Genomic DNA, 17163 nt, shown 5'->3' with positions numbered 1-17163 from the left:
TTTATTTCCCCTCTCTGGTGAATTCGTATTTTCAGTATAGTCACGTTTTGTGTCCTTCTTGTGAACTCATCGTGAAATCTAATTAAAAAAATACTCCTATCTAACATTGTAGACAAAAAAAGTATTTTTTGTACATTCTACCTTCAAAAGAGAGTATAAAATCGCCATTTCCCTAGGCTAAATTACACAAATCGTTCTAGATTATTCTTCAAATTTATAACCAACTCGAATAACAGTACCGATATGCTTCGCTTTATCTCCTAGCTTATTTCGAAGTTTTTTAATATGGGTATCAACCGTTCTGTCATCACCGTAATAGTCATATCCCCATAACTGGTCTAATAAATGTTGACGTGATAACACAATTCCTTTGTTCTCCATTAAATAAACGAGAAGTTCAAATTCTTTATGTGTCAATATAATTTCTTCTCCATCTACTAAAACAGTTCTAGATAGACGATTCACTTCTATTCCAGCTAAAGACATAGCATTTTCTTCCGCTACTCCTACCGCACCATCCGCACGTTTCAATAACGTCTTTGCACGAGCTACTAATACTTTCGGGCTAAATGGTTTCGTTACATACTCATCTGCACCTAATTCAAAACCTAGCAATGTATCATCCTCATCCGAACGTGCTGTCAACATAATAATTGGTACTGCTGATTCTTTTCTAATTCTTCTACAAACAGACCATCCATCTATTTCCGGTAACATAATATCTAACATAATTAAATCAATTTCATGCTCTGCAAATAACTCTAACGCTTTTTTTCCATCTTCTGCTTCGATTACTTCAAAACCTTCATTACGAAAATAATCACTAACAATTTCACGTAATCTTCTTTCATCTTCAACAAGCAATACTGTTTTATTCATATAATCTATCCCGCCTTTTTACTCTTTCAATCGAATAATACGTTGATTGGAGCTTCCGCGAAATGGAAGTGTTAAATCTTTTTTCTCAATTTCAAACCTTCCATCGACTAAAACATCCCCATAATGTAACAACTCTATCATATCATTATTTTGAGAACTCTGTATCTCTTCTAACGTATAACCTGTATACATCCATAGGTTTTTTTTCAAATCTTTCACGATTTTTGCTACCTTTTTCACTTCAGCAGCTTGAAAAAATGGATCTCCACCTGAAAATGTTACATCAGTTAATGGATTACTTGCAATCTCTTTCACAATTTCTTCTACTGTCATTTCTGTTCCATTGCAAATATTCCACGATTTAGGATTATGGCAACCAACGCAACGATGCGGACAGCCCGCAAAAAACACGACTGTCCGCAATCCTTCTCCATCTACTACACTATCATGAATAATATTTATCACTTTCATTTATGTTTCACCCGATCTATCTCTTCACTACGTTTCGCACTATTCCACTTCGACATATCTCCTACAAGATAGCCTGTTATACGGCGAATTCTTTCTATATTAGCCTCATCTTCATTCCCGCAACTTGGACATTCATTCCCAATAACCCCGTGATAACTACAGCACTTACAACGGTCAACAGGATGATTAATTGAACCGTATCCAACGCCATGTTCTGCCATGGCTTGTACAATTTGTTTTAATGCCTTTTTGTTATGCATTGCTGCTCCGTCTAGTTCAATATAAGTAATGTGTCCTCCATTACAGAGAGCATGGAACGGGCCTTCTAAACGGATTTTATTTATAGCTTGAATGTTATAATAAACTGGAATATGGAATGAATTCGTATAGTAATTATGGTTCGTTATACCGTTAATTTCACCAAATTCTTCTCTATCTTTTTTCACAAACTTCCCTGATAATCCTTCTGCTGGAGTTGCAATTACTGAGAAATTCAGTTGATGTTCTTCTGTCGCTTTATCCATTCTATCTCTCATAAAGGAAATAATTTCATATCCAAGTTTCCATGATTCTCCATCTTCCCCATGATGCTTTCCTGTTAAAGCTACTAAACATTCCGCAAGACCGATAAAACCAATACTTAACGTCCCTTGTTTTAAAATCGAGGCTACGGAGTCTTCAGGGTGCAACATTTCTCCACCACGCCATACACCTTGTGAATATAAAAACTGAAAATCTCTTGCTCGCTTCGTACATTGATACGCATATCTTTCTAATAGCTGCTTAATTCCTAAATCTAAATAATAGTTTAGCGCTTCAAAAAACGCTTCTTTTGAACCACTAATTAACGCTAATTTCACTAAATTAATAGACGTAAATGATAAATTCCCTCTACCAATCGCTGTTTCTTCTCCATGCATATTAGACATAACACGGGTACGACATCCCATGTAACATACTTCACTTTCCGGTCTTCCATCATAATGTACTGCATTAAACGGAGCATCTAAAAATGAAAAGTTAGGGAACAATCGTTCAGCCGTTGTCTCTAATGCTAATTCAAATAAATCGTAGTTCGGATCACTTTCTTCAAAATTTACACCTTTTTTCATCTTGAAAATTTGAATCGGAAAAATCGGTGTCTCTCCTTTACCAAGTCCAGCTTGTGTCGCTTTTAAAAGTTGTTTAATTAACATTCTTCCTTCTTTTGATGTATCTGTTCCATAATTAATAGAAATAAATGGTACTTGTCCTCCGCCCCTACTATGCATACTATTCGAATTATGAACGAAAGCCTCACACGCTTGATACGTATCATTTTCCGTTTCTTTCCATGCAAATTCCTCTATTTGTTCTTTCGTAAGCGGATATGATTGTAATCGTTTTTTATGTCTCTCAATTGTTTTTCGTACATAAAGTGCTAAATCAATATCAAAGAGTGCAAACGATTGACCACCATGCTGCATATTTTGATTCGCTTGAAAAATAATAGACGAAAGAGCCAATGCACTTTTAATGTCTTGCGGTTGTCTCATATGTCCATGTCCAGTATGAAAACCGTTAGCAAGCATTTGCGCTAACGGAATTTGTGAACAAGTCGTCGTTCCTGTCGCATAAAAATCTAAATCATGTGGATATAATATATTTTCATTTATCGCTTTTTTCACTTGATCTGACAATAAATTCTCAACAGCATAATATTTTGCACTCTCAGATGCGAACGTTCCCATTACGCCCATTGGAGAGCGGCCGTCTACATTTGCATTTTCTTGCATTAAATCTTGTTCATTGCCGTGGACTATTGTCTCGAACACTTTCATTAATTCTTCTTCTCCACGTGTATTATTTTGTAACATTTATAACCCTCCACCAATATGTTGTTATCTTTTGATTAAAATGTTACTACATATAGTCTTACTGTTTCTGTGAGAAATGTAACATTACTGTGAAATTTTTTTCACGAAATAATGAATTTTTCATTTACAAAAAAGAAATGTGCTCTTTACAAATGTATGGTACAATATACGGGAAAAACTCTTTTTACCCTTTATCAACACATTTGAATAAAGGAGACTGAACTTATGGTTACTACATATCTTTTATTTATCGTTGCCTACTTACTTGGCTCGATTCCATTTGCACTAGTTGTTGGAAAAATCGGCTACGGAATCGATATTCGTGAGCACGGGAGCGGTAATCTAGGCGGAACAAACACATTCCGCACATTAGGGAAAAAAGCAGGTTTTACCGTTACAATTGCTGACATTTTAAAAGGGACATTAGCAACAAGTCTACCAATGATTTTCGGATTAGATATTCATCCACTATGGTTCGGGTTAGCGGCTGTTCTTGGACATGTCTATCCAATCTTCGCGAAATTCCGCGGTGGTAAAGCAGTTGCAACTTCTGCTGGGGTGCTATTATGCTATTCACCAGTTGTTTTTGCAATATTGGCTGTTGTATTTTTCACCCTTTTATTTACAACAAGATACGTATCACTTTCTTCTATGGTAACAGCAGTTGTTGCTGTTATTGCATCCATTGTTAGCGGGGATAAAATCTTCATTATTGCGATGTGTTTATTAGCAGGTATGGTTATTTATAAACACCGTGCAAATATCGGACGAATTATAAATAAAACTGAACCAAAAGCAAACTTTTCAAAAAAGCAAAAATAAGATCGTAACCCACATAACGCAAAAAGAAAACGTGAAGCATATTAATAGCGTCTTTTTGCGTTATTTTTTATACTAAAGAAAAAGCAACATAATTTGGAGGAACTATACATGAATCTTTCCGTAACAAAAGAAGCAGCACAATGGTATAAAAATGAATTAAACTTACAATCAAATGAAACACTACGCTTTTTCGTACAATACGGTGGTTGCAGTACTGTGCAAAAAGGACTTTCTTTAGGGATTCGTAAAGATGATCCTGCACATCCTGCTGTTCAAATTCAAGAAGAAGGTATTAACTTCTTTATTGAAGGCGATGATGAATGGTTCTTCGATGGACATAATTTATCTGTTACACTTAACGAAGGTGACGACTTCCCACAATTTAATTATGAAAAATAAAAAAACGTGGCTTCTGCCACGCTTTTTTATTTTTTCTTAATTTCCTCATATTTCGCATACCACTCAGGATATAACTTTTTAAATGATACAGGGCGGAACCCTTCTTTTTTCGCACAAATATTCGTCGTACTTGCAGTAATACAAAGTTCACCATCACCATTATATATTTCATATCCATATACAACGCGAAGTGGGCTCACAGTATCTACCCATGTTTTTACGATTGCTTTTTCTCCGTAACGCATCGCTTTACGGTATGAAATTTGTAAATCTAACACAGGAGAAATAATTCCTTCTTTCTCCATTTCAACATATGAAAAACCTAAATCTTGTATAAGTTTCGTGCGACCTAACTCAAGCCACACTAAGTAGTTTGAATGGTAAACAACACCCATTTGATCTGTTTCCGCATAACGGATTTCAACTTCATGTTCTGCTACAAACATATGTATATTCGCCGTTGCCATAAACTTATAAAAATCTATAATTTTTGTTTATTTCCCTGTTCTACGTGTCCGATTTCACAGAAGCTACTTTCGTTTGATGTAACACTCCGAGGGCGTAAATTCGGATACAACGAATCCTACATATTAGCCGTAACTTTTTTAGATGTTAACTGGCTAATTCATACCGTGACAAATTGATAGCCGCATTTAAATCCCTATCCATTTCGTGACCACAAGTGCATTTGTATACACGGTCAGAAAGTTTTAGTTCTTTGTTAATGCTTCCACAACTGGAACACATTTTTGAAGAAGGATACCATGTATCAGCTTCTACAAATTCAATACCATATTTTTCACACTTGTATTGAATTTGTCTTTTGAACTCATATAAACACTGCTTCGCAATCGCTTTAGCTAGGTATCTTTTCTTCATCAGACCTTTCATATGCAACGTCTCCATCACAATGCGAAATGGCTTGGTTTTCACAATTTCGCTCGTGGATTGATGAAGATGATTCTTTCTGATATTTGATAACCTTCTATGTAGTTGTCGTATCTCTTTCTCGATTTTTATAATGTTGCTTGTTTTGACAAAACGGTTTCCCTCCTTATTCATTTCATATTTACGAGAAACTTGACGTTGCAACCTACGAAGGCGTTTCTCTACCTGTCTTACCATTTTTGTTTTGTTGATATTGTTCTTCCTCTGCCCATCAGAACAATATGCTAATTCTTTGATTCCAATATCTATTCCTAACGAAACAGCCGTTAATTTCTCTTTTGTAAACTCCTGTTCAATACCGACAGACAAATACCAATACTTACCGTCAAAGCTAACGCGTGGATTAGAGTACTTAACCCCTACAGGTAACTTTTCGGATGTTTTTACCCAACCAACTTTCTCAATCAAAACTTGTTTTTCTTTTACTTTTAACTTGACATTATCATTGTAAAAAGAGAGTTTTGCTTTCCTTCTGCTTTTGAATCGTGGTTTATCAGCCAGTCCCTTGAAAAATCGCTTATATGCTTCACAAGCATCTTTAATCGCTTGTTTGGCTATATTATTTGAAACATCGTACAACCAAGCATATTCTTCAGACTGCTTTAATACAGTTAATTCTTTCCGTAAAAAAACGTCTGATATGAACTTTCCGCCATTCTTGTAATTCTCTTCTTGCTTCGCCAGTGTCCAATTATAAGCCCATCTTGCCGTACCAACAGATTTCCAAAGTTGCAATTCTTGTTCTTTATTCGGCTTGATTCTCACTTTCTTCGCAAGCATCATTTTCCAGCAACCCCTTAACCATCTTCTTAGCTTATTTTCCCTTGAAGATGGCAACTAGTTTGTTCTATCCTACCTGCCTTTTTTTGCAAAATCACCAATTGAATATACTTTCATATTTTTCATCCCATGAAACTACTTTACTCCGGCGACAATTTTTCATCTACAAATATTTTATCACTAATTATATATTTTTGTAGATATACACTAACTGTTTCTTCCCTTCTTTCACTTCTGCTACCTTGCATACATTTAATCATAATACAGTGACATCAAAAATAAAATAAAAATAGTGAATCTTTTCCCGAAAGGAGCAAGCATATGATTCAAATTGTAACGGTTCGTAGCGGTGATAGCGTATATAGCTTGGCATCAAAATATGGATCAACACCTGACGAAATAGTAAAAGACAATGGACTAAATCCCGCTGAAACGCTCGTTGTTGGTCAGGCACTTATCGTTAATACGAAAGGAAATAATTATTATGTACAGCCTGGTGACAGCCTCTATCGGATTTCTCAAACATATAATGTCCCCCTCGCTAGTTTAGCTAAAGTTAATAATTTATCTTTAAAATCTATTCTCCATGTCGGACAACAATTATATGTACCAAAAGGCACAAAACGAGCTGTAGAATCCATCGCTTATTTACAACCTTCCACTATACCGATTAAAGAGAGTTTAGTTAATGCTACACGTGCCATCAATCCATTTTTAACATATTTAGCTTATTTTAGTTTTGAGGCAAAAAGAGATGGCACATTAAAAGAACCTACTGAAACAGCTAAAATTGCTAATATTGCAACGCAAGGGCAAACAATCCCTATGCTCGTTATTACAAATATTGAAAATGGTAATTTCAGTGCCGATCTAACATCGGTTATTTTACGCGACGCAACGATTCAAAACAAATTTATTACTAACATTTTGCAAACAGCTGAAAAATATGGCATGCGAGACATTCATTTCGATTTCGAGAGTGTAGCACCCGAAGACCGCGAGGCGTATAATCGCTTTTTACGAAATGTAAAAACACGCTTACCTAGCGGGTACACATTAAGCACAACTCTCGTACCGAAAACAAGTTCAAATCAAAAGGGAAAATTTTTCGAAGCCCATGATTATAAAGCGCAAGGGCAAATTGTTGATTTCGTCGTCATTATGACATATGACTGGGGTTGGCAGGGCGGGCCACCAATGGCAATCTCTCCTATCGGTCCTGTAAAAGAAGTACTTCAATACGCAAAATCTCAAATGCCTCCCCAAAAAATTATGATGGGGCAAAACTTATACGGATTCGATTGGAAACTTCCGTTCAAACAAGGGAATCCACCAGCAAAAGCAGTTAGCTCTGTCGCAGCTGTTGCACTTGCTCGTAAATATAATGTTCCTATCCGCTATGATTTCACAGCTCAAGCTCCACATTTTAATTACTTTGACGAAAATGGCGTACAACATGAAGTTTGGTTTGAAGATGCGAGGTCTATTCAAAGTAAATTCAATTTAATGAAAGAGCAGGGCATTGGCGGTATTAGTTATTGGAAGATTGGCTTGCCATTTCCACAAAATTGGCGTTTACTTGTTGAAAACTTTACGATTACGAAAAAGGGCTGACAAAAGTCAGCCCTTTTTGTACATTTTGTTAAGATTCATCTTTGATTTCACTTTTTAATGAGTCAATACTTTCTAAACGTCTTTGATTTTTTGCTTCAATAGCAGCACGATCTTTTTCATTAGAAAGTTCCGCTGTTTCTTTTGCTTCATTAAAGTTATCAACTGTATTTTGCACCATTTCTTGTAACTTTTCAGCGTTGTCACTTCGATTATCTGGATTTGGCATGTACTTCCCTCCTAATATTGTATATACACACCATCTTAAATTACCTATCTTCCCTCAAATTTATACATAAAAAAGGAGAATGTAATATTCTCCTTGTCTTTAACCATTATCAACAATCGGTTGTTTACCTGTTTGATCTTGCATTTGCTTTCCTTTATTTCCACCAGCTTTTTTTGATTGTGTTCCAATATGATTCGGTGCAAAGTCTTTTGAATTTTTTTTCGGATTACCCATTACTATCGCCTCCTTAACACTAGTATCGTACTAGTGTTAAGAATTATTCAGCTTGCTTAAAAAGTTTCATTTCATAACGTTTTTCAATGCGCTCTTCAATGCGATCAATTGCCTCACGATCGCTTAATAATTGTTGTTTATTTTCATTTACAAGTTCTTCAAACGATTTACGGCGACTTCTTCTCATGTTGTTCACCCTCTCTCCTTCGCTTTCTTATTACATAGTATGAGCAAACAAAAAACTCTTTAATCAGATTTATAAGAAAATTTTATGTTTTAGTACTCCTAAAAAAACTCCGTGTACAATATATTGCACACGGAGTTTTTTATACCATAATATTTAAATACTCTTTCAACTTTTCATCTGCATTCATTTCATTTTCTTTATAATCATGAAGCGCCTGTAATACAAAATCATACTGCTCTAAAATATAACTTTCTAATTTCATAACATCCTCTAAGCTATTAAGCATAATTCTCGTATTACCAACTTCACTTTTTAACGCCGGTTCACATTTTAAACTTGTACATATTTCTTTCACATCTTCTTCTAATATCTCTGTTAATACATATTTCTTTCGCCCTTTTACCTTTAATCTCATAACTGGATAAAAAGCTTTTATATCTAAATAACTTCCTACGTTCATACAACGTAGCCATTCTACATTACGTTTATTACATGCAAGTATTTCTTTCACCGCTTCATATACCGCAGTTTCATCAAGCATAGCCTTATTTACTTTTCGTTTCCCTTCTTCTTCAATAGCTGCACACTTTTGATAAACAGCAGCACACGTAATGCAATCGTCAAATGCATTATGAGAGCTTAAACGAATTCCAAGCATTCGTTTTAACGTTTCAAGTTTATGATTAGGCGCATGCTTCATGTATTTCTTTGCTAAAAATACAGTATCAATTACTTTATTTTTAGGTTCAGGCAACCCAAGCATATTTACATTACTTTTCAAAAAGCGCATATCAAAAGAAGCATTATGGGCCACAATAACATTTGTATGTAAAAATGCTAAAAATAAAGGTAACACTTCTTCAATCGTCGGTGCATCTGAAACGCGATAATTAGTAATACCTGTTAAACTCGTTATTCGGTCCGGAATTGGCCGCTCTGGATTCACGTATGAAACAAATTGATCTACTAATTCATGATTACGATATTTCACTGCTGCAACTTGAATAATTTTATCATTATAAGGGTTAAATCCTGTTGTTTCAAAATCAATTACAACATAATCTAACGGTAAGGATACATTCCCCACTCCATACACTCCTTTATCTCTAAACGGTTATATTTCTTACATCATATCATGAAGTGATTACTACTTGAAAAAGAAAAGGCAGAAATGGGAACTCTCCATCTCTACCTTTTCACCATTATTTTAATTTAGCAACTCTTTTCTCCATCTCTTTTTGTGTCATCGGCCCAATAAACTTATCTTGAATGACACCTTTTGTATCTATAAAATACGAAGTTGGAATCGTAATTACTTTATAAGCTGTTGTCACATCAATGTTCTTGTCCAATAAAATAGGAAAAGTAATTCCTTTTTCTTTAGCAAAATTGCTTACCTTCTCTTCCCCCCACCTTTTTCTGAAGGCGTATAATTGACCGCTAAAATTTCTACGTTCTCTTTATGTTCTTTATAGAAAGCCTCCATATCAGGCATTTCTTGCTGACATGGTCCACACCACGTAGCCCAAAAGTTTAAAATTACTTTCTTTCCTTTTAAATCCGATAACTTTACATTTGTCCCATCTAACTTCGTTAATGTAAAGTCCGGTGCACTCTTCCCTATCTCAATACCATTCCTTGCGATAATCTCTTTCATCGCAGCTTCACTTTTTTCTTGCTTCACTTTTACCGCCTGCTCTTTATGACCAAACTGTTCATAAGCTGCATATCCCGCTAAACAAAGTAACACTACAATAATCGTAAGCTTCCGCCACATTTTATATCACCCTAACGTATTATCTTCTTTTAACACATTCATCAAAATACTATATACCTTATTTTAGCTTATACGGACAAGCTTGGAAATATTCACATTCTAAATAATCAGAATTTTTATAACTAAGATGAAATATTTACCTTTTAATCATATAATTAGAAATACATAGAACATTTTACAATGAAAGGAGCTCTCATGAATTTATTTAAAAAAATACTTCTATATATTCTTAGTTTTATATTTTCCCCAATCGGAATTATCACATGGATTATCTCACTATTTAGTAAAGATCCTGAAAAAAAAACAAGTTGGACATATTTGTCTCTATATCGCATTAATCTCATTTATCCTTTTGGCAGACCTCGGCATTATTACTTTTTTCACGATGACTACCATTACTACTATAGAATAGCTATAGAAAGGATGATTGTTTTGGGAGAACACCCTATCACCAAAGAGCTACGCTATATACGAATATGCTTAGTTATTTTAGTAATCGTTCTTTTATTTTTCAACAGTGAAAAAGTCGTTGAAATTTCTACAAATCATGATTCCATAGAAAATGTTCCCACCAGTAATATGACACAAATCGCGGAAAATACATTCGCTATTCAAGAATATAATCCATTACTAAGTAGCGAACATACAATTAAGATTTTCAAATATAATCCAGATACAAATCAACTTACTCTCGTCAAAGAAGTTAATTCTAGTGATTCGAATTCTTATACTTATCAACTTAATGAGACCGAATAAAGTGAAACTTTAATCAGCCCTCACCAATCGGGCTGCCCGGCAAATAGCGGAATAAAGATAAGAGCATTACATATCTCTTATCTTTTTGTTTGCAACTCTTTGTACAATGAGTTGCAATTTAATAATTCTCTAGGATTCCCACATTCCACAATAGTCCCATTCTTTATGACAACAACACAATCTGCTATCATCGCTCTCTCTACATCATGTGTTGCCACAATTCTCGTTACATCTCTCCCTATCCCTTCAATCATATTCCAAACCAGTTCTTGATTGCCCGGATCTAACCCAGCCGTCGGTTCATCTAAAATAATAAGAGTTGGATTTGATACAATCGCGCGCAATAATGCAAGACGTTTTCTTTCGCCTCCCGAAAACTCTTCACCGCTTTTATGTAGCACAGTTTGACTCCCTTCAGGTAACCCTCTAATAATCGGCGTTGCATTTATAAGTTCACTATTTTTTTCTAACTGATTTTCTAAACCCTCTTCCCCGAAATACATATTCTCTGTTACCGTCGTTCGGAAAAAACGTGGTTCTTGCCACACTGTAGTCATACGAGCTTCATTACCATAATAAGCAATGCTACCGTTAGATGGTTTATACAAGCCCGTTATTAACTTTAAAAGCGTTGTTTTTCCTGCACCGCTTTCTCCCACAATCATAACGAGTTCACCAGGACGAATTTGCAAATCAATATTATGAATTCTGCATTTCTCTTCGTCATTCTCCTGAAATGAAACATTTGTTATCCTGATCCCCATCGCTCTTTCTACATTGCTATCTGCTGCTCGTTTATTTAAAAAGCAAAAAGCTCTATTTGCCGAAGCGACTGCAACTTGTGTCATTATTAATAAATCGCCCACATAACGGACAGGGAAAAAGAGCATCTCAATTGTCGCTAACACTGCAATGAGTGAACCAACTTCTATTTCTCCCCTCATTATTTTTTGTGCACCTATAATGAGAACAACAATATATGCTCCTGTTTCAATCACCGTTCCAACTACTCCAATGCAATGTTGCATCATCGTCTTCTTTACTTCTGATTTATACGATTGTGCCGTTACTTCTTTAAATAAGCGAATTGCCCATTTTTCTTTTTGTAAACTCCGCAAATCTTGTATCCCCTTTACAAACTGTGACACCATCTCTACAACACTTGAGTGATTTTTTTGAGAAACGCTTGCAATATCTCTTACCTTTTCTCCCATCAGTATTGGAACAATTGTACTTAAAAATAAAAACGGAGTTACCCACAATATAAACTGTATATCTATATGTTGTAGTGCTATGAAAGCTCCAATAAATTGGGCAATAGCGTGTATATAGTCTATTAATATAGAGCCATATAATCTGACCCAGTTCGGAATATCAGACACGACCAAAGTTTCTAACTCTCCTTGCTTAATCTTCTCACTCTCTTCAAACGGTAATGAGAAATAGTGACTCAATAATTCTATACGTTTCGTTTGTAATATACGTTGACTCGCTTTTGAACTTATATAATCAAATAAAAGATTGTTCGCCCACATTAAAAAGTGACTACCCGCAAACAAAGCTATATATACATACGCACCTTTTAGCTCCCTTTGAATAAGATTGTCTACAATTAATCCCATGAAAATTGGGCGAGATAAATTTAAAATGGCAGCAATTATCCCACTACATACAGCTGCTATTACTAATATTTTTTCTTTCTGTAACGGTAACAAAATTCTTTTATATTCTTTCATGACGTTTCCTCCATTTTTCGTAGTAAAAAAGAAAGGGATGAAACCATATGGTTTCATCCCTTTCCATAAAATAAGGAAGCTAACTATTGTTAGCTTCCTTATTATTCATTTCAATTATTTAGTTCGACACTTTAGACTCTTCAATTTTCTCACGAAGAACCATTTGCAGAATACCACCGTGACGGTAGTAGTCAATTTCTACTTCACTATCGAAACGAGCTACTACTTCAAATTGTTTTTCATTGCCATCTGCATCAGTTGCAACTACTTTCACAAGATCGCGTGGTCTAACTGTTTTGTCGATTTGAATTTCAAATGACTCGTTACCAACAAGACCTAACGTTTCAGCACTTTCGCCATCTTTAAATTGAAGTGGTAGTACACCCATTAACACTAAGTTACTGCGGTGAATACGCTCAAAGCTTTCTGCAATTACTGCTTTAATACCTAGTAAGTTTGTTCCTTTCGCAGCCCAGTCACGAGAACTTCCCATACCGTAATCTTTACCAGCAACAACTAGAAGGCCTGTGCCATCTTCTTTATATTTCATAGCAGCATCATAGATAGACGTTACTTCACCTGTTGGCCAATATGTTGTATATCCGCCTTCTGTTCCTGGTGCGATTTGGTTTTTAATACGGATGTTCGCGAATGTACCACGCATCATAACTTCATGGTTACCACGACGAGAACCGTAAGAATTGAAGTCAACTGGTTGTACGCCGTTTTCTAATAAGTAGCGTCCAGCTGGTGTATGCTTACCGATTGAACCTGCTGGTGAAATGTGGTCTGTCGTTACAGAGTCACCAAATTTACCAACTACGCGTAGGCCTGATAATGTTTCAACTTCACCTGGCTCTTTAGATAATCCTTCAAAGAATGGTGGGTTTTGAATGTATGTTGAATCATTATCCCAAGTATATAACGCTTCATTTGAAGTTTGGATTTCATTCCAACGCTCATTGCTGTTAAATACTTGTGCATATTCTTTCTTGAACAGTTCAGATGTAACAACACTTTGAACTACATCTTCAATTTCTTTAGCTGATGGCCAAATATCGTTGAAGTAAACAGCATTGCCATTTGCATCTTTACCGATTTCATCATTTTTCAGGTCAATATCAACAGTACCTGCAAGTGCATATGCCACAACTAGTGGTGGTGATGCTAAGTAGTTTGCTTTTACAAGTGGGTGGATACGCCCTTCAAAGTTACGGTTACCAGATAAAACAGATGTTACTAGTAAGTCGTTTGCTGCGATTGCTTCTTCTAATTCTGGCGCTAATGGACCAGAGTTACCGATACAAGTCGTACAACCGTAACCAACTGTTTGGAAACCTAATTGATCTAAATATGTTGTTAAACCAGACTTATCTAAGTACTCAGTAACAACTTTAGATCCTGGTGCTAATGATGTTTTTACATACTCAGGTACTACAAGTCCTTTTTCAATTGCTTTCTTCGCAACTAGACCTGCTCCAATTAATACGTATGGGTTTGATGTATTTGTACAGCTTGTAATTGCAGCGATTGCAATTGCACCTGTTTTCATCGTTACTTCTTTATCTTCTAATGTAACCTTCACTTCTTTATCGAACTCTTGCTCATTAAATCCAAGTCCTTGTGTTCCAACTGGTGCTAAAACAGCTTTGTGGAACGCATCTTTCATATCTGAAAGTGGAATTAAATCTTGTGGGCGTTTCGGTCCAGAAAGGTTAGATTCGATTGTATTTAAATCAATTTCTACAAGATCAGTGTAGATTGGATCTTTACTGTCTGCTGTATAGAATAAACCGTTCGCTTTACAGTATTCTTCAACAACGCGAATTTGTTCTTCATCTCTACCTGTTAAACGTAAGTATTCTAATGAAATATCATCGATTGGGAAGAATCCACAAGTTGCGCCGTATTCTGGTGCCATATTTGAAATTGTTGCACGGTCAGCTAAAGGCATGCTCTTTAGTCCATTACCGAAGAACTCAACGAATTTACCAACTACACCTTTTTGACGTAATACTTGCGTTACTTTTAAGGCAACGTCAGTTGCTGTAGTACCACTTGGAAGTGTACCTGTTAATTTCACACCGATTACTTCAGGTACTGGGAAGTATGAAGGCTGTCCAAGCATTCCTGCTTCTGCTTCAATACCACCAACACCCCATCCAAGAACGCCGATACCATTAATCATTGTTGTATGTGAGTCTGTTCCAACTAATGAATCTGGGTATGCAACTAAGTCACCTTCAGCATTTTTCACAGCATGAACAACTGGTGCTAAATATTCAAGGTTTACTTGGTGTACAATACCTGTAGCTGGTGGAACTGCACGATAGTTATCAAATGATTTTTGTGCCCAGCTTAAAAATTTATAACGTTCTTCATTACGTTTAAACTCTAAGTCCATGTTGAATGCAAGCGCGTCTGCCGTACCCGCTCTATCAACCTGTACAGAGTGATCAATTACAAGGTCTACAGTAATTTCTGGATTGATTTTATCAGGATCTCCACCCATGTCTGCCATTGCTTTACGAAGCGAAGCCAAATCAACAACAGCTGGTACACCAGTGAAATCTTGTAAAATTACACGAGATGGTTTAAATGGAACATCGATATCTTGCACATCTTTCGTTCCCCATTTCGCTAAATTTGTAACATGCTCTTCTGTAATTACACGTCCGTCTACTTGACGAAGTACTGATTCAAGTAAAACTTTCACGGAATATGGTAATTGAGATACGTTGCCAACCCCTGCATTTTCAAGCGCTTTCAAATCATAATAATGATACGTTTTTCCATCTACTTCAAAAGTTGCACGTGATTGAAATGGATTATGTTTGACCATTATGTTTCCCCCCTGTTAAACGTGACTAAGTTGTCTGAATATAAAATGTAGACAAACTTTTCAATACCTTACGATAATATCTTATTACAACTTTCTAAATAAGTAAATAATAAGAAACTTATAGATTATCATAAGTTTTCTTTATGTTTCTAAATTTGAATAGTGTTCATGCTCCTTATGAATACTATTACCATAAAGTAAAGTGCTCTATTAGCGCTTTACTTATAGTTCATACACACTATGAACTGCTCATCATTCAACATACAAAAAAATGTTATAGAGGTGAAATAAAATGGGTAAAAGAAAAGCAAATCATACTATTTCAGGAATGAATGCAGCGTCCGCACAAGGACAAGGTACTGGTTATAACGAAGAGTTTGCAAATGAAAACTTAACTCCTGCAGAAAGACAAAATAATAAGAAACGCAAAAAGAACCAGTAACGAAAAATCCCAAAAGGAACATTCACCTTTTGGGATTTTTTCTAATGTTTATAACGTAACAATTCTGAAACCGTTACAAATCGATAGCCTTGTTTTTTTAGCTCAGGTAAAATTTTTGCTAGTGCTGCTACCGTTTGACTACGATCATTTCCTCCATCATGTAACAATACAATATCGCCACTTTTAGCATTTTTCACTACATGATTTACGATAGATTCCACCCCTGGATTTGCCCAATCACGTGGGTCTTGATGCCACGACCATAGAACGGTTTGATAACCTGCTTCTTTTGCTGTTTTAAATACAGCATCGTTAATATATCCACCAGGAGGACGGAATAGCAACGGTTCTTTCACCCATTTTTCGAAAAATTTCTTTCCATCCAAAATATCTTTTTTTAATTTTTCATCTGATGAACTATTTGCATATAAATGATTCATCGTATGATTTCCAATCTCATGTCCCTCTTTTAACACTTGTTTCACTAAATATGGATTGCGCTGAACTCGAAATCCAATCATAAAAAATGTCGCTTCAGCCTTATATTGACGTAATAAATGTAAAACTTGTGGTGTATACGTTGGATCTGGTCCATCATCAAATGTAATGGCAATAATTTTTTCATTATTAGGTACTTCCCACGTTACATAGCCAGTTGGTTCTAGCTCTTTTCTGAGCAACATTTTCGCTTCCACTTTTTCAACTTGAAATATATGTACTGCGCATAATAAAGAAAAAACGAATAGAAAAATTTTCTGTTTTCGCATAATGTTCATTAAAGTAAGAGGTTGTCAAATACACAACAACCTAATTTACTTTTCTAATTGATCTACATTTCGCATTATATTTTGGAGATTATTTTCATATTGCTCAAGTTGTGGACGTTGTGTTTCTGAAGCTACCTCTAGTGCATTTTGAATTTGTTCATATGCTTCCTGAACCTCTTGGCGTAATTCTTTTAAATCATGACCGTAGTTTGGATCATTTTTCACAATGTTGTTAAATGCATTTTCTGCTTGTGTAACGCCTTGCTGCGCTGCTTGAAACGCTTGTTGTTTATCTTTATGATATGGCATTATATAATCCCCTTTCTGTAATAGTTAGTCCCAATTATCTTTACCTTTTTTTCTAAAAACATTCTCGTATAAATTTGCAAACTTCTCTCATTCTAAAAAGGAAGAGGAGGTGTCACAT

General features: G+C 35.5%; 18 protein-coding genes and 2 pseudogenes. 6 read left to right on the top strand and 14 right to left on the bottom strand.

Features of this window, described 5'->3' with window-relative positions; genetic code table 11:
* Positions 1–201 precede the first annotated feature (201 nt).
* Genes B9A45_RS11435 through B9A45_RS11425 form a run of 3 tightly spaced genes read right to left on the bottom strand, consistent with a single transcriptional unit; the run spans position 202 to position 3206 of the window.
* Positions 202–879, bottom strand: a complete 678-nt coding sequence (locus B9A45_RS11435) for a response regulator transcription factor (RefSeq protein ID WP_001044679.1) — start codon at positions 877–879, stop codon at positions 202–204.
* A gap of 18 nt (positions 880–897) precedes the next feature.
* Entirely contained in the window at positions 898–1350 is a 453-nt protein-coding gene (gene nrdG / locus B9A45_RS11430; protein WP_016111146.1) for an anaerobic ribonucleoside-triphosphate reductase activating protein, read from the bottom strand.
* Positions 1347–3206: an anaerobic ribonucleoside triphosphate reductase gene (locus B9A45_RS11425; RefSeq protein WP_084064041.1), complete on the bottom strand. Its 1860-nt coding sequence runs from the start codon at positions 3204–3206 to the stop codon at positions 1347–1349. The genes nrdG and B9A45_RS11425 overlap by 4 nt, the downstream gene beginning before the upstream one ends.
* A 225-nt stretch (positions 3207–3431) precedes the next feature.
* On the opposite strand from B9A45_RS11425, the gene plsY reads away from it, so the two are divergent.
* Positions 3432–4028: a glycerol-3-phosphate 1-O-acyltransferase PlsY gene (plsY, locus tag B9A45_RS11420; protein ID WP_000258974.1), complete on the top strand. Its 597-nt coding sequence runs from the start codon at positions 3432–3434 to the stop codon at positions 4026–4028.
* Between the two features lie 108 nt (positions 4029–4136).
* Positions 4137–4427 (top strand): HesB/YadR/YfhF family protein, encoded by a 291-nt coding sequence (locus B9A45_RS11415; protein WP_001054453.1) that lies wholly within the window; start codon positions 4137–4139, stop codon positions 4425–4427.
* 26 nt (positions 4428–4453) lie between these two features.
* On the opposite strand, the gene B9A45_RS11410 is transcribed toward B9A45_RS11415, so the two are convergent.
* Both B9A45_RS11410 and B9A45_RS11405 read right to left on the bottom strand, forming a co-directional pair.
* Positions 4454–4873, bottom strand: coding sequence for an acyl-CoA thioesterase (locus B9A45_RS11410; RefSeq protein WP_000495812.1), 420 nt, complete (start codon positions 4871–4873; stop codon positions 4454–4456).
* A 166-nt stretch (positions 4874–5039) separates the two neighbouring features.
* Entirely contained in the window at positions 5040–6158 is a 1119-nt protein-coding gene (locus B9A45_RS11405) for an RNA-guided endonuclease InsQ/TnpB family protein (protein ID WP_084064040.1), read from the bottom strand.
* Between the two features lie 318 nt (positions 6159–6476).
* Here B9A45_RS11405 and B9A45_RS11400 point away from each other — a divergent pair, with 318 nt between their 5' ends.
* On the top strand, positions 6477–7769 hold the full coding sequence (locus tag B9A45_RS11400; protein ID WP_000614862.1) for a glycosyl hydrolase family 18 protein: 1293 nt from the start codon (positions 6477–6479) through the stop codon (positions 7767–7769).
* A 28-nt stretch (positions 7770–7797) separates the two neighbouring features.
* On the opposite strand, the gene tlp is transcribed toward B9A45_RS11400, so the two are convergent.
* The 5 genes and pseudogenes from tlp to B9A45_RS11375 form a co-directional block, all read right to left on the bottom strand.
* The gene (gene tlp / locus B9A45_RS11395) at positions 7798–7995 is read right to left on the bottom strand and encodes a small acid-soluble spore protein Tlp (RefSeq protein ID WP_001133511.1); all 198 of its coding nucleotides are present in this window, start codon (positions 7993–7995) and stop codon (positions 7798–7800) included.
* Between the two features lie 99 nt (positions 7996–8094).
* Positions 8095–8229, bottom strand: a complete 135-nt coding sequence (gene sspN / locus B9A45_RS11390) for an acid-soluble spore protein SspN (RefSeq protein WP_000527987.1) — start codon at positions 8227–8229, stop codon at positions 8095–8097.
* 43 nt (positions 8230–8272) lie between these two features.
* Positions 8273–8416 carry an FbpB family small basic protein gene (locus B9A45_RS11385; protein ID WP_001254703.1) on the bottom strand — a complete coding sequence of 48 codons (144 nt, stop codon included), beginning with the start codon at positions 8414–8416 and terminating at the stop codon, positions 8273–8275.
* Between the two features lie 139 nt (positions 8417–8555).
* On the bottom strand, positions 8556–9503 hold the full coding sequence (locus B9A45_RS11380; RefSeq protein ID WP_000528755.1) for a 3'-5' exonuclease: 948 nt from the start codon (positions 9501–9503) through the stop codon (positions 8556–8558).
* A gap of 115 nt (positions 9504–9618) precedes the next feature.
* Positions 9619–10193: pseudogene (locus B9A45_RS11375) on the bottom strand (redoxin domain-containing protein).
* Positions 10194–10388: 195 nt separating this feature from the next.
* Here B9A45_RS11375 and B9A45_RS11370 point away from each other — a divergent pair.
* Positions 10389–10605: pseudogene (locus B9A45_RS11370) on the top strand (hypothetical protein).
* A gap of 11 nt (positions 10606–10616) precedes the next feature.
* The gene (locus B9A45_RS33195) at positions 10617–10949 is read left to right on the top strand and encodes a YmzC family protein (protein WP_074595727.1); all 333 of its coding nucleotides are present in this window, start codon (positions 10617–10619) and stop codon (positions 10947–10949) included.
* A gap of 77 nt (positions 10950–11026) precedes the next feature.
* Here the strand turns inward: B9A45_RS33195 and B9A45_RS11360 are convergent, their stop codons facing one another.
* Complete coding sequence (locus B9A45_RS11360; protein ID WP_084064039.1) at positions 11027–12685, bottom strand: ABC transporter ATP-binding protein; 1659 nt, start codon at positions 12683–12685, stop codon at positions 11027–11029.
* 118 nt (positions 12686–12803) lie between these two features.
* The gene (gene acnA / locus B9A45_RS11355) at positions 12804–15527 is read right to left on the bottom strand and encodes an aconitate hydratase AcnA (protein ID WP_000238558.1); all 2724 of its coding nucleotides are present in this window, start codon (positions 15525–15527) and stop codon (positions 12804–12806) included.
* 292 nt (positions 15528–15819) lie between these two features.
* Here acnA and sspO point away from each other — a divergent pair, with 292 nt between their 5' ends.
* Entirely contained in the window at positions 15820–15969 is a 150-nt protein-coding gene (gene sspO / locus B9A45_RS11350; protein ID WP_000518055.1) for an acid-soluble spore protein SspO, read from the top strand.
* A gap of 41 nt (positions 15970–16010) precedes the next feature.
* Here the strand turns inward: sspO and pdaB are convergent, their stop codons facing one another.
* Entirely contained in the window at positions 16011–16736 is a 726-nt protein-coding gene (gene pdaB / locus B9A45_RS11345) for a polysaccharide deacetylase family sporulation protein PdaB (protein WP_003284976.1), read from the bottom strand.
* A gap of 45 nt (positions 16737–16781) precedes the next feature.
* Positions 16782–17045: a hypothetical protein gene (locus B9A45_RS11340; RefSeq protein WP_001146295.1), complete on the bottom strand. Its 264-nt coding sequence runs from the start codon at positions 17043–17045 to the stop codon at positions 16782–16784.
* Positions 17046–17163: the final 118 nt, after the last annotated feature.

Origin of the sequence: Bacillus sp. JKS001846, from assembly GCF_900176455.1 — a bacterium.
In the GTDB taxonomy this organism is placed as follows: Bacteria; Bacillota; Bacilli; order Bacillales; family Bacillaceae_G; genus Bacillus_A; species Bacillus_A cereus.
The sequence above is the reverse complement of the archived record's forward strand: the minus strand, read 5'-3'. Positions and strand labels throughout refer to the sequence as shown.